General features: G+C 57.4%; 12 protein-coding genes. 6 read left to right on the top strand and 6 right to left on the bottom strand.

Annotated features, from left to right (window positions below; genetic code table 11):
- The first annotated feature begins 128 nt into the window (after positions 1-128).
- Genes lolC through cobB form a run of 5 tightly spaced genes read left to right on the top strand, consistent with a single transcriptional unit; the run spans position 129 to position 5,072 of the window.
- On the top strand, positions 129-1,328 hold the full coding sequence (gene lolC, locus H7R76_RS14435) for a lipoprotein-releasing ABC transporter permease subunit LolC (RefSeq protein WP_182929088.1): 1,200 nt from the start codon (positions 129-131) through the stop codon (positions 1,326-1,328).
- Positions 1,321-2,022, top strand: coding sequence for a lipoprotein-releasing ABC transporter ATP-binding protein LolD (gene lolD / locus H7R76_RS14430; protein WP_182965595.1), 702 nt, complete (start codon positions 1,321-1,323; stop codon positions 2,020-2,022). The genes lolC and lolD overlap by 8 nt, the downstream gene beginning before the upstream one ends.
- Entirely contained in the window at positions 2,022-3,266 is a 1,245-nt protein-coding gene (gene lolE, locus H7R76_RS14425; RefSeq protein ID WP_106926370.1) for a lipoprotein-releasing ABC transporter permease subunit LolE, read from the top strand. Before lolD ends, lolE begins: the two co-directional genes overlap by 1 nt.
- A 60-nt stretch (positions 3,267-3,326) precedes the next feature.
- Complete coding sequence (gene nagK / locus H7R76_RS14420) at positions 3,327-4,238, top strand: N-acetylglucosamine kinase (protein ID WP_182967995.1); 912 nt, start codon at positions 3,327-3,329, stop codon at positions 4,236-4,238.
- Between the two features lie 12 nt (positions 4,239-4,250).
- Positions 4,251-5,072: a Sir2 family NAD+-dependent deacetylase gene (cobB, locus tag H7R76_RS14415; protein WP_182965593.1), complete on the top strand. Its 822-nt coding sequence runs from the start codon at positions 4,251-4,253 to the stop codon at positions 5,070-5,072.
- Positions 5,073-5,112: 40 nt separating this feature from the next.
- Here the strand turns inward: cobB and bglX are convergent, their stop codons facing one another.
- Complete coding sequence (bglX, locus tag H7R76_RS14410) at positions 5,113-7,335, bottom strand: beta-glucosidase BglX (RefSeq protein WP_182929087.1); 2,223 nt, start codon at positions 7,333-7,335, stop codon at positions 5,113-5,115.
- Positions 7,332-8,609 carry a PTS sugar transporter subunit IIC gene (locus H7R76_RS14405; RefSeq protein WP_106926376.1) on the bottom strand — a complete coding sequence of 426 codons (1,278 nt, stop codon included), beginning with the start codon at positions 8,607-8,609 and terminating at the stop codon, positions 7,332-7,334. Before H7R76_RS14405 ends, bglX begins: the two co-directional genes overlap by 4 nt.
- A gap of 260 nt (positions 8,610-8,869) precedes the next feature.
- Here H7R76_RS14405 and H7R76_RS14400 point away from each other — a divergent pair, with 260 nt between their 5' ends.
- Positions 8,870-9,574 (top strand): GntR family transcriptional regulator, encoded by a 705-nt coding sequence (locus tag H7R76_RS14400; RefSeq protein WP_106926378.1) that lies wholly within the window; start codon positions 8,870-8,872, stop codon positions 9,572-9,574.
- A 35-nt stretch (positions 9,575-9,609) separates the two neighbouring features.
- On the opposite strand, the gene potD is transcribed toward H7R76_RS14400, so the two are convergent.
- The 4 genes from potD to potA are packed head-to-tail and all read right to left on the bottom strand — an operon-like array spanning position 9,610 to position 13,438.
- A complete protein-coding gene (potD, locus tag H7R76_RS14395) occupies positions 9,610-10,656 on the bottom strand; it encodes a spermidine/putrescine ABC transporter substrate-binding protein PotD (protein WP_182929086.1) in 1,047 nt (348 codons plus the stop codon).
- Position 10,657: 1 nt separating this feature from the next.
- The gene (potC, locus tag H7R76_RS14390; RefSeq protein ID WP_106926382.1) at positions 10,658-11,464 is read right to left on the bottom strand and encodes a spermidine/putrescine ABC transporter permease PotC; all 807 of its coding nucleotides are present in this window, start codon (positions 11,462-11,464) and stop codon (positions 10,658-10,660) included.
- Positions 11,461-12,318 carry a spermidine/putrescine ABC transporter permease PotB gene (potB, locus tag H7R76_RS14385; protein ID WP_106926384.1) on the bottom strand — a complete coding sequence of 286 codons (858 nt, stop codon included), beginning with the start codon at positions 12,316-12,318 and terminating at the stop codon, positions 11,461-11,463. Before potB ends, potC begins: the two co-directional genes overlap by 4 nt.
- A complete protein-coding gene (gene potA, locus H7R76_RS14380) occupies positions 12,302-13,438 on the bottom strand; it encodes a spermidine/putrescine ABC transporter ATP-binding protein PotA (protein ID WP_182965591.1) in 1,137 nt (378 codons plus the stop codon). The genes potB and potA overlap by 17 nt, the downstream gene beginning before the upstream one ends.
- Positions 13,439-13,581: the final 143 nt, after the last annotated feature.

The following is a 13,581-nucleotide window of genomic DNA, read 5'->3' as shown; positions in this document are numbered from 1 at the left end:
GGCGAAAATTTCAACGTTGTCGCCGCCCGGCGGAGAATTGTCAACCTTGCGCTTACGGTTCAGTCATTTACCCATCCTGCTTTCGCTTATATACTCGTGCTTCTGCTATCAGCAACCAGACGGATTACATGTACCAACCTGTCGCACTATTTATCGGCCTGCGCTACATGCGCGGGCGAGCAGCGGACCGCTTTGGTCGCTTTGTTTCCTGGCTGTCAACTATCGGCATTACGCTTGGCGTGATGGCGCTGGTCACCGTACTTTCGGTGATGAACGGCTTTGAACGCGAGCTGCAAAACAACATCCTGGGGCTGATGCCGCAGGCCATTCTGAGCGCCGATCAGGGCTCACTCAATCCGCAAAAAATTCCGCAGGATAGCGTGAAGCTACAGGGCGTGACCCGCGTGGCACCGCTGACGACCGGCGACGTCGTGCTGCAAAGCGCGCGCAGCGTGTCGGTTGGCGTGATGCTGGGCATTGACCCTGCGCAGAAAGATCCGTTGACGCCATATCTGGTGAACGTTAAGCAAACCGACCTGGCGCCGGGCAAATACAACGTGATCCTGGGTGAACAGCTGGCAGGCCAACTGGGCGTGAATCGCGGCGATCAAATCCGCGTGATGGTGCCTTCGGCCAGCCAGTTCACGCCGATGGGGCGTCTGCCGAGTCAGCGTCTGTTCACGGTAATTGGCACCTTTGCGGCGAACAGTGAGGTCGACGGTTACCAGATGCTGGTCAACATTCAGGACGCTTCGCGCCTGATGCTTTACCCGCTGGGCAACATCACCGGCTGGCGTCTGTGGCTGGATAAACCGCTGCAGGTCGACACCCTTAGCCAGCAAACGCTGCCGGCAGGCACCAAATGGCAGGACTGGCGCGAGCGTAAAGGCGAGCTGTTCCAGGCCGTGCGCATGGAAAAAAACATGATGGGCCTGCTGCTCAGCCTGATCGTCGCCGTTGCCGCATTTAACATCATTACCTCGCTGGGGCTGATGGTGATGGAGAAGCAGGGCGAAGTGGCTATTCTGCAAACCCAGGGCCTGACGCCGCGGCAGATCCTTACCGTCTTTATGGTGCAGGGGGCCAGCGCGGGTATTATCGGCGCACTGTTAGGCGCGGTGCTTGGCGTGCTGCTGGCCAGCCAGCTCAATAATTTAATGCCGATTATCGGTGCGTTCCTCGACGGCGCGGCGCTGCCGGTTGCCATCGAGCCGCTGCAGGTTATCGTGATTGCGCTGGTGGCGATGGCCCTGGCGCTGTTGTCAACGCTTTACCCTTCCTGGCGCGCTGCCGCCACCCAACCCGCTGAGGCTTTACGTTATGAATAAGATCCTGTTGCAATGCGACAACCTGTGCAAACGCTATCAGGAAGGCTCGGTGCAGACTGACGTGCTGCACAACGTCAGCTTCAGCGTCGGCGAGGGGGAAATGATGGCGATTGTCGGCACCTCCGGCTCGGGCAAAAGTACGCTGTTGCACCTGCTGGGCGGCCTGGACACGCCGACCAGCGGTGATGTGATTTTCAGCGGCCAGCCGATGAGCAAACTGTCGTCGGCGGCAAAAGCCGAACTGCGCAACCAGAAGCTCGGCTTTATTTACCAGTTCCACCACCTGCTGCCAGACTTCACGGCGCTTGAAAACGTGGCGATGCCGCTGCTGATTGGCAAGAAAAAAGCGGCAGAAATTAACACCCGCGCGCTGGAAATGCTCAATGCGGTCGGCCTGGCGCATCGCGCCAGCCATCGTCCATCGGAGCTGTCCGGCGGCGAACGTCAGCGCGTCGCGATCGCCCGCGCGCTGGTCAATAACCCGCGTCTGGTGCTGGCGGATGAGCCGACCGGCAACCTGGATGCCAAAAATGCCGATAGCATCTTCAAACTGCTTGGCGAACTGAATCAGTCTCAGGGCACCGCTTTTCTCGTCGTGACCCACGATTTGAAGCTGGCGAAACGTATGGGGCGTCAGCTTGAGATGCGCGACGGCCACCTGAGCGACCAACTGACCCTGATGGGAGCGCATTAATGGCTCCTTCGCTGTCGTTACTGATCGGCCTGCGCTTTAGCCGCGGGCGTCGGCGCAGCGGCATGGTGTCGCTGATTTCCGTTATCTCAACCGTTGGCATTGCGCTGGGCGTAGCGGTACTGATCGTCGGGCTAAGCGCGATGAATGGCTTTGAGCGCGAGCTGAACAACCGCATTCTGGCGGTGGTACCGCACGGCGAAATTGAGGCGGTCAACCAGCCGTGGAACCACTGGCAGAGCGTGTTACCGAAAGTTGAAGCGGTGAGGGGCATTGAGGCCGCCGCGCCGTACATCAACTTTACCGGTCTGGTGGAGAGCGGCAGCAATCTGCGCGCGATTCAGGTTAAAGGCGTGGATCCACAGCAGGAAACCCGACTGAGCGCGCTACCGCGCTTTGTGCAGGCCGATGCCTGGGCCAACTTTAAAGCCGGTGAACAGCAAATTATTCTCGGCAAAGGCGTTGCCGATGCGCTAAAGGTCAAAGCCGGTGACTGGGTATCGATAATGATCCCCAACTCCAACCCTGAACACAAGCTGCTGCAGCCAAAACGCGTGCGTCTGCACGTGACCGGCATTCTGCAGCTGAGCGGCCAGCTTGACCATAGCTTCGCCATGATCCCGCTCCAGGATGCTCAGCAGTATCTCGATATGGGCGAGAGCATTTCCGGTATCGCCATCAAAGTGAACGACGTGTTTAACGCCAATAAACTGGTGCGCGACGCGGGCGAGGTGACGAATAACTACGTCTATATCAAAAGCTGGATTGGCACCTACGGCTATATGTACCGCGATATCCAGATGATCCGTGCGATCATGTATCTGGCGATGGTACTCGTGATAGGTGTGGCTTGCTTCAACATCGTGTCGACGTTAGTGATGGCCGTTAAAGATAAAAGTAGCGATATTGCGGTGCTGCGCACACTGGGTGCCAAAGACGGGCTGATTCGCGCAATTTTCGTGTGGTATGGTTTATTGGCCGGTTTGCTGGGCAGCATCTGCGGTGTGGTTATCGGGGTGCTGGCATCCCTGTATCTGACCGGCATTATTAACGTGATTGAAAAACTGATTGGTCACCGATTCTTGTCGGGTGACATTTATTTTATCGACTTCCTGCCGTCTGAACTGCACTGGCTGGATGTCGTTTATGTGCTGGTCACGGCACTGTTGCTGAGTCTGCTGGCAAGCTGGTATCCCGCCCGCCGCGCCAGCCGTATCGACCCTGCGAGGGTGCTGAGTGGCCAGTAATTTGACGTCCTGACCACGCGGCGTTGCTGCTGCGTGCGTCAGTTAGAGAAATTGATCATGATGCATTATGGATTTGACATTGGCGGCAGCAAAATCGCGCTGGGCGTATTTGATTCATCGCGCCAGCTTCAGTGGGAAAAACGCATTCCGACGCCGACAGAGAGCTATGAACGCTTTCTTGAGGCGGTGACCGGCCTGGTGGCGGAGGCTGACGAACGCTTTCACTGCCGGGGCTCTGTCGGTATCGGTATTCCCGGTATGCCGGAAACCGAAGACGGTACGCTGTACGCGGCGAACGTGCCAGCGGCGACCGGACGCCCGCTGCGCGCGGACCTGAGCAGGCTACTGGAACGTGACGTACGGCTCGACAACGACGCCAACTGCTTTGCCATCTCCGAGGCCTGGGACGACGAGTTTACCCAGTACCCGCTGGTGATGGGGCTGATTCTCGGCACCGGCGTGGGTGGCGGCATCGTACAGAACGGTAAATCGATTACCGGGCATAGCTATATCACCGGCGAGTTTGACCATATTCGTCTGCCGGTCGATGCGCTGGAAGTCGTGGGGCGTGATTTTCCGCTCGTCCGCTGCGGCTGCGGCCAGCTTGGCTGCATTGAAAACTATTTATCCGGTCGCGGGTTTGCCTGGCTGTATAACCATTTTTATCAACAGTCGCTCACTTCACCGGAGATTGTGGCCCTGTGGCAGCAGGGAGATGAAAAGGCGCGTGAACACGTTGAACGCTACCTGGATCTGCTTGCCGTCTGCCTGGGCAATATACTGACCATTGTCGACCCGGATCTGCTGGTGCTCGGCGGTGGGCTATCAAACTTTTCAGCGATCGCCGATGGACTAGCGCACCGCCTACCGCGTCATTTACTGCCTGTAGCCCGCACGCCGCGTATTGAACGCGCGCGCCACGGCGATGCAGGGGGAATGCGCGGCGCTGCGTTCCTTCATCTGACCAACTAACATGGAGTAGATATGCAGTCGCGCCGCTTACATCGATTGAGCCGTTTCCGTCGGAATAAACGTCAGCTGCGCCAGCGTCTGCGCCAGCGTATTTTTTTCACGGACAGGGTGATGCCAGAACAGATGGATAAACCAAGAGTACTTGTGCTTACGGGCGCGGGGATTTCGGCAGAGTCGGGTATTCGGACCTTCCGCGCGGCGGATGGCTTATGGGAAGAACACAAGGTTGAGGATGTGGCGACGCCGGAAGGCTACGCGCGCGATCCGCAACTGGTGCAACGTTTCTATAATGCCCGTCGTCGCCAGCTTCAGCAGCCGGAGATTGCGCCCAACGCGGCGCACCTGGCGCTGGCCCGGCTGGAAGCGGCGCTTGGCGAGAACTTTATGCTGGTGACGCAGAACATCGATAACCTGCACGAGCGCGCGGCCAATCACAACGTGCTGCATATGCACGGCGAGCTGCTGAAGGTGCGCTGTACCCAAAGCGGCCAGGTGTTTGACTGGCCGGGGGATTTAACGGTGGAAGACCGCTGCCACTGCTGCCAGTTCCCGGCGCCGCTGCGCCCGCATATCGTCTGGTTTGGCGAGATGCCGTTCGAGATGGACCATATCTACCTTGCGCTGTCGATGGCCGATATTTTTATCGCTATTGGCACTTCTGGCCACGTCTACCCGGCGGCGGGTTTTGTGCACGAGGCGAAACTGCACGGTGCGCATACCGTTGAGCTGAATCTTGAACCGAGCCAGGTGGGCAGCGAGTTTGAGGAGAAGCATTACGGTCTGGCGAGCGAAGTGGTGCCAGCCTACGTCGACGCGCTGCTGAAATCGCTGTAAACGTTCGGGCGCCCGCGACAACTCGCCGGGCGCCCGAAAATTAACTTTCTGCGTAGTAAAATTCTCCCTCCAGCAGTGATGCGCTGTTCAGGCCGACAAAGACCCTGAACCTGCCGTACTCCAGCCGAACATCGCCTTCGGCATCGTAGAAGCCAAGATCGTGCGGCGTTATCTCAAAGTGAACCACCTGCGTTTCACCCGCGGCGAGCATCACCTGGGTAAAGCCTTTCAGCTGCAGGGCGGGGCGGGCGATGCTGGCGACACAATCATGAAGATACAACTGGAGGGTTTCGAGGCCGTCAACGTCAGACGTATTGTGAGCTGCCACGCTCACCATGACCGTCCCTCCGGGCAGCAGACGGGGCGTCACGTGAAGATCGCTGAGGCGCGTCTCGTGCCACGATAGGCCAAAACCAAAGGGAAACAGCGGCGCGTTCGGGCAGTCCAGATATTTGGACAGAAAGCGCGGGCTATGGTCGGACTGATGCGCCGGTCGGCCGGTATTCAGCGCGTTGTAATAGACCGGCACCTGGCCGTTGGCATAAGGGAAACTCATCGACAGCCGTCCGGAAGGGTTGCGTTTGCCGCTGAGTACATCGACCAGCGCGTGGCTGCCCTCAATGCCGGGGAACCAGGCCTCGACGATGGCGTCAACGTGGTCGACAACGTCGGTCAGCACCAGCGGTCTGCCGTTAAACAGGATCAGCACGGTTTTCTTTGCCACGGCGGCGATCTGCTGAATAAATTCGACCTGGTGGCGGGGCAGATGCAGGTCGGTGCGGCTGGCGGCTTCGCCGCTCTGCATCATATGTTCCCCCATCGCCAGCAGGACCACATCGGCCTGACGCGCGTAGTCCAGCGCGCGCTCAAGCTCCTGTGCTCGCTCGTTATCGGTCAGGCAGCGGGTTTGTTCTACCTGGTGCGTTGCGCCAAATTCGCCGAGAAAACCGTAGTCCAGCAGCAGGTCGCAGCCCGGCGTTACGCACAGGTTGCCGTCGGGGATGGTCTCTTGCAGCGCGGTCTTAAGCGTCGTACAGCGCGATTTCTCGCCGTAAACGGCCCACAGCCCAAAGATATCCGGGTTGTCGGCATAAGGGCCAATCAGCGCAACGCGCGTTGTCGCTGGGTTAAACGGCAGCGTCTGACGATCGTTTTTGAGCACCACCAGCGATTTCCCCGCCGTCTCTCGGGCAAGGCGCAGATGCTCCGGGTGATAGCAGCAGCGCTGCTCGCCCTCGGGGGTGACGCCGCGATACGGATCGTCGAATAACCCCAGCTTCTGCTTCAGCCGCAGCACGCGCAGGACGGCGTCATCCAGCGCGCGTTCGCTGATTTTTCCGGCCGCCAGCAGCGGCTTCAGGCCGTTGGCATAGCAGGCGGTTTTCATGTCGATATCCAGCCCGGCGTTGAACGCGATCGCGCAGGCGTCCTGTTCATCGGCCGCGACGCCGTGCGCAATCAGCTCTTTCACGGCGGCATAGTCGGCAATGGTGATCCCCTGAAACCCCCAGCGCTCGCGCAGCAGGGTTTTCAATAGCCATGGGTTGGCGGTGGCGGGAACGCCGTCAACGGTGTTGAAGGACGTCATCACCATCTCGCAGCCCGCGTCAATGGCGGCCTGGAAGGGCGGGAAATAGTCTTCGAACAGGCTCTGGTGCGACAGCTCGACGGTATTGTAGTCGCGACCGCCGATCGGCGCGCCGTAGCCGGCAAAATGCTTCACGCAGGCGGCCAACCCATGCTGCGTGGGCATATCCTGCTGGAAACCCTCAACGCTGGCGCGCACGTACTGTGTGTTCAGAAACACATCTTCGCCGGTTGACTCCATGCAGCGACCCCAGCGAGCATCGCGCACCAGGTCGGCCATTGGCGCAAAGGTCACATGGCTACCGGCGCTGGCGGCTTCTCTCGCCGCCACGACGCAGCACTGACGGATCAGCGCGGGCGACCAGCTGCAGCCGAGCGCCAGCGGGATCGGGAAGATCGTCCGGTAGCCGTAAATCACGTCGGCCATAAACAGCAGCGGTATCTTTAGCCGACTGTTTTGCAGGTGTTTGCGCTGGATTTCGCGCGTTTTCACCGCACCGGAGACGTTCAGCACCGAACCGACGTTATCCACCACCGCCTGCGCGATACCCAGCTTCGCCTTCGGCCCCACGGTCAGCTGGGGCTCATCAAGGAAAAATTCCCCGGACAGCTGCACCAGCTGGCCTATTTTTTCGTCCAGCGTCATCTGCGCCAGCAGCGCGTGAAGGGAGGTCATTGGGCCTCCTGGTCAGCGTTGCGTTCTGCCGCCAGCGCGGCGCGCTCGGCCATTTTGAACCACGGATACCAGAGCAGCGGCGAAAGAATCAGCTGCAGGAACAGGTGCAGGGCGATAATTGATGTCGCGCCGCCTACCGCAGCGAAGAAGCCGACCGGCAGGCCAAAGAGGGTCTGAGCCCCCACGATTTTGGCCACCAGCCCCAGTTTGATCAGCAGCCACGCAATGACGATGGCGATGGCGTTGTTGGTCACAAACGGCACCATCAGGCGGTAGTTCATCACCAGCGGCGTACCGAAGATCACCGGTTCGGTGATGCCGAACAGCGCGGGCATCAGCGCCAGCCTGCCCATCTGGTTAAACTGTTTGCTTTTTGACAGACACATCAACAGTACCAGCCCCAGCGCCAGCCCGCTCCAGGTCACGATGTTAAAGAACGCCAGCCCGAGCACGTTGGGCATTTCCAGACCGTTACGCCACGCGTCAAGGTTTTCGAGATCCATCGCCAGCCAGATGGGGGTCACCAGCGGCAGCACCACGTTGGTGCCGTGAATACCGAGAAACCACATCAGCTGCATGACCAGCGTGACCAGCAGGAACGCCCAGAGGCTACCGCCCAGCCCTTTCAGCGGTTGCTGGATAAGGGTATAGATGCACTGGTGAATGTTTTCCCACGGTGTTGCCACAAAGAGGCGGTTAATCAGCAGAAACACAATACCCACCAGCACGAACGGAAACAGGCCTTCGAACACCCGGCCAATCATCGGCGGCACGCCTTTTGGCAGACGCAGCGTCCAGCCGCGCTGGATGGTAAAGATAAACAGACGCCCGACGCCCAGGCCAATCAGCATCGCGGAAAAAACACCCTGTACACCGAGCCAGGTCAGGGGAATAGCGGTAATTGCGCCACTTTCGTCCGCCATCGGCGTCACGATTAAAAAGGCCATGACAGCCGCCACGCCGCTCAGCGTACTGTCCGTGTCGACGTTGTACTGCCGGACCAGGTTGCGCGCCATGAAGAACGTAACGTAAATGGCCAGGATGCCTAGCGTGCTGGTCGTGACGTTGTTAAACACCGGCATCATGCTGCTGCTGACAAAAAATTGATGCACGCTGTCGATAGGCAGCACCATCAGGAGCACGCTGAGCGATCCGATGAGCGTAATTGCGACGGTAGAGACCATCGAAATAGAGATGGCCTGTAGCCATGGGCTTTTCCCGAGCCAGACAATAAGAGGATTTATTTTATGAAAGGTTTTTTCTAATTTATTCATGAGGTTAATGATAAGTGGTCAGGTCGTCGGGTATTTTTGTTTTAATTGGCTCGGGATAATGTTAAGTCCATCAATATTTTTCTGCGCTGACTTGTCCATTTACATCGCCAGACAGGAATAGGTAGGCGGGAATGGTGCGTAATTACTATTTATCTTATTGAAATAATGATGAAAAAACGTGTTCCTTAGTGGTGCCTTTGCGTGCTGGCAATCCGAGGAAATCGCGTTATGCTGTTTCTCTGAACCGCAGGGAGGCTGCCATGATTTACCGTTCGGTTGTCCACTTAATAAATGAATATATTGATACGTCGAACCGGCGGGAGGGCGATGCGCTACCGGCGGAAAAATCGCTCGCTGCGCATTTTAAGGTGTCGCGAAATACGCTGCGTAAAGCGCTGGCGGTGCTGGAAGCGGAAGGCATTATTGAAAAACGGCAGGGCGCCGGCAGTATTATTCGCCACAAAAAAACGGTGGCCTGGCTGAATGGATTTATGGGTTTTAGCGAGATTGCCCGCATTCAAGGCAAACCGGCGGTCAGCCGCGTGCTGAGCTTTGAGGTGATCCCGGCAGTGGAGAATATTGCCGGTTGGCTACAGTGTGACCCGGGTGAGCCGTTGTTCCACGTGAAGCGGATTCGCACTATGGATAAAACCCCAATGCAGTTGGAGGAAACCTGGCTGTCGGCGCTGCGTTTTCCTCGTTTGACGCTGGAGCACATGAACCACTCAAAGTTCGACTTCTTCGAACAAGAGTGCGGTATTACCATCGCCGGCTGTTACGAGACGTTTTCTACCACTTTAGCTCGCCGAGACGTGGCGCGGATGCTCAATCTGAGCGAAAAGGACCCGGTGATTCGTATCGAAACGCAGGCCGTGGAACCCTCGGGCAGGCCGCTCGACTATTCGGTACTGTATAACAATAACGATGAATTTCGGGTGCGCTATTTCTACCCGCGGGTGAGGTGAGCGTCGGGACGCACGGTGTCCCGACGCGTGGACGCTTAACGTCCGGCTTTCAGTTTCTGATAATACTGTTCATACAGCGCGCTGGCGTTGCCGACGTCGTTCTGCCACTCGCCTTTCTGAATGGTTTCGGCGTCAGGGTAGAGCGACTTATCGTTGGCCACCTCCGGGCTCAGCAGTTTGCGTGCCGCCAGGTTAGGCGTCGGGTAGCCGATGGTTTCCGCAACCTGTTTTGCCACGTCCGGGCGCAGCAGGAAGTTAATCAGCTTCAGCGCGCCCTCTTTATTTTTGGCATTGGCCGGAATCGACAGGCTGTCCATCCAGAAGATACCGCCTTCTTTCGGCCACACGATTTCCAGCGGCGTGCCGGCCTGGCGAGCCACGAACGCCGAGCCGTTCCAGACCATACCGAGGTTAACTTCGCCTTCCATATACGGGTTCGCCGGGTTGTCGGAGTTGAACGCGGCAACGTTCGGCATCAGTTTTTTCAGCTCGTTATAGGCGGCTTCAATCTCTTTCGGATCCGTCGTGTTACCAGAGTAGCCGAGCTTGCGCAGAGCAACCTGGAACACTTCGCGCGCATCGTCGGTCAGCAGCAGGCTGCTTTTGTATTCCGGCTTCCACAGGTCGGCCCAACTGGTGACGCTTTTCGGATCGATGGCATCGCTGTTGACGCCGATCGCCGTTGCGCCCCAGATGTACGGAATAGAGTAGTCATTGTTCGGGTCAAACGGCTTGTTGAGCATCTCTGGGTCAAGATTGCTGAAGTTGCTCAGTTGGGTTTTATCGATCTTCTGAATCATCCCTTCTTTGCGCATTTTGTCGACAAAGTAGGTGGACGGCACCACCAGATCATAGGCACCGTCTTTATAGGTTTTAAGCTTGGCGTACATGGTTTCATTCGACTCGTAGGTCGAATAGATAACCTTGATGCCGGTCTCTTTGGTGAACTGTTCCAGCAGTCCGGGCGGAACGTATTCCGTCCAGTTATAGAAATACAGTGTTTTGCTATCGTCCGCGTGGGCTGCGCTCATGCCGAGCGCTAAAGCACCTGCCGCGAGCAGGTGGCGTGACCATTTCATCATTTTACGTCCCCTGAGTTGTGCGCCTGACCTTCAGGCCCTTGGTTTTATCACGAGCAATCAGCTGGCTGGCAATCACCATGACCAGCGACAGAACCAGCAGAATCGTTGCCAGCGCGTTCACTTCCGGCGACACGCCGACTTTCACCATGGAATAAATCTTCAGCGGCAGAATTTCGTAGCTGGGCCCGGTAACGAACGACGAGACCACGACATCATCCATCGACAGGGTGAAGCTCAGCAGCCAGCCCGCCGCCACCGCCGGCATCGCCAGCGGCAGAATAATTTTCCACAGGATAGTCAGCTCGCTGGCCCCCAGATCTTTTGCCGCCTCCAGCATGCGTACGTCAAAGCCCTTCAGACGGGAGAAGACGGTGACCACCACGAACGGCAGGCAGAAGGTGATGTGGGAGAACAGCAGCGACCAGAAGCCGAGCTGGATCCCAAGCAGCATAAACAGCACCAGCAGCGAGATAGCCATGACGATATCTGGCGACATCATCACCACGAACAGCATGCCGCTGACGAACGGTTTACCGCGGAAGCGATAGCGATACAGCGCCACGGCGGTTAACGAGCCGATGAGCGTGGCGGCGGTCGCGGAGAAAATCGCCATCGTCAGCGAGTGCTGGGCCGCCTGCAGCAGGCTATCGTTGTTCATCAACAGGCTGTACCACTGGGTGGTAAAACCCTGCCAGTTGATCCCGAAACGCGAACTGTTAAACGAGTTCACGATCAAAATGATAATCGGAATATAAAGATACGCATAAATGGCGGTCATAAAGCCGCCGCGCAGCAGTCGACCTATCATTCCAGCTCCACCTTTTTATTGAGCAGGCGCGACGCGCGCCAGTACACCAGCAGCATCAGCCCCATCACCACCGTCAGCGTTATGCTGGTGGCCGCGCCGAACGGCCAGTCGCGAATGTTGAGGAACTGGCTCTTAATGACGTTACCAATCAGCAGGTTTTTCGCCCCGCCCATGAGATCGGAGACGTAGAAGAGGCCCATCGCCGGCAGCATCACCAGCAGACAGCCCGCAATAATACCCGGCATGGTAAGCGGAATAATAATGCGAATGAAGGTTTGCAGCTTGCTGGCGCCAAGGTCTTTAGCGGCTTCCAGCAGCGGTTTATCGAGCTTTTCGATGCTGGAATAGAGCGGCATCACCATAAACGGCAGCAGGATGTACACCAGGCCGATGATCACGGCGCTGGGGGTGAACATAATCCGCATTGGCGTATCAATGATGCCAAGCCACAGCAGAAATTCGTTGAGGTAGCCTTTGGTGCTGAGGAAGATTTTCAGCCCGTAGATTCGAATCAGCGAGTTGGTCCAGAAGGGCACGATCAGCAGAAACAGCAGCAGCGGGCGCACTTTCTGCGGCAGCCGGGCCAGGAACCAGGCAAACGGATAGCCCAGTACCAGGCACGCCAGCGTGGCGATGGCCGCCATGTTCAGCGAGTGCAGTAGCACCTGCGCGTAGAGCGGATCGAGCAGACGCGTATAGTTGTCCAGCGTGAACACCATCTGAACAAAGTTGGCATCGTCACGGGTCAGGAAGCTGGTGACGATGATCATCAGGTTGGGCAGGAACACGAACAGCACAAGCCAACCGACAATTGTGGCAATCACCACATTCTGGAATTTACTTGTGCTCTTCATCAGCCAGTACGACCTCCCAGCTTTCGACCCAGTTAATCGCCATTTTCTGGTCCAGCGAGTGGTCAAAGTCCGGATCGTCTTCGTTAAAGAACTCGCTGACCATCACCATCTTGCCGTTTTCCAGCTCAACGACCGACTCCAGCGTCATCCCTTTATAGTTACGTTCACGGATGTAGCCAATCAGTCCTTCCAGTTCATTGCCGTCGTGGATCTCCTCGACGCGCAGATCTTCCGGGCGCAACAGAACGTTGAGCTTTTGTCCCGGAACAACCGGGAAGTTGACGTAGATATTGCATTCACGGCCTTCGACGTTGGCGCGTACCCGCTGATCGTCAAGACGTGCGATCACGGTCGCATCGAACAGGTTGATCTCGCCAATAAAGCCGGCGACAAACAGGTTTTTCGGCTCTTCGTAGATTTCACGCGGCGTACCGTCCTGCTCGATTTTGCCGTCGCGCATGACCACGATACGGTCGGACATCGTCAGCGCTTCTTCCTGATCGTGGGTAACGAACACGAAGGTGATACCGAGCTTACGCTGCAACGCCTTCAGTTCGTTTTGCATCTGTTTACGCAGCTTGTAGTCAAGCGCAGAGAGCGATTCGTCGAGCAGCAGCAGGCTTGGCTTATTGACTACCGCACGGGCGATGGCGACGCGCTGCTGCTGGCCGCCGGAGAGCTGGTGTGGCTTGCGCTGGGCAAACTCTTCCAGCTGTACCATCCGCAGGGCGTCGTGCACGCGTGGCGCGATTTCGCCCGCCGGCGTTTTCTGCATACGCAGGCCAAACGCGACGTTATCGAAAACGGTCATATGCGGAAACAGCGCGTAGCTCTGAAATACGGTATTAACGTGGCGATCTTCGGCCGGAACGCGGGTGATATCCTGGTTTTCCAGGTGGATCTGCCCTGCGTCAACGCTTTCAAGCCCGGCGATCAGGCGTAGTACGGTCGTTTTGCCGCAGCCAGAAGGGCCAAGCAGCGTGAGGAACTCACCGTTATTGATGGTCAAATCGAGATCCGAAATGACCGTTTTACCATCGAAGTCCTTGCGAATCCCCACCAGTTCGACCAGCGGCGACAGCGAACGCGATTTTGTGTTCAATTTATTACTCTGTCCCATGTAAACGCACCGTGGATACACATCATCTTCGATCGACGGTATCGCTTCCCGATGCGGGGTTTGTGGTTAACCACCTTTAGACGTTTAGAGGTCTGATTCGTATTAATAAGGGCTGGCATTCTACGGCAAACGTACTCAATCGC

Source organism: Klebsiella sp. WP8-S18-ESBL-06, from assembly GCF_014169755.1.
Lineage (GTDB): Bacteria > Pseudomonadota > Gammaproteobacteria > Enterobacterales > Enterobacteriaceae > Kluyvera > Kluyvera ascorbata_B.
The sequence above is the reverse complement of the archived record's forward strand: the minus strand, read 5'-3'. Positions and strand labels throughout refer to the sequence as shown.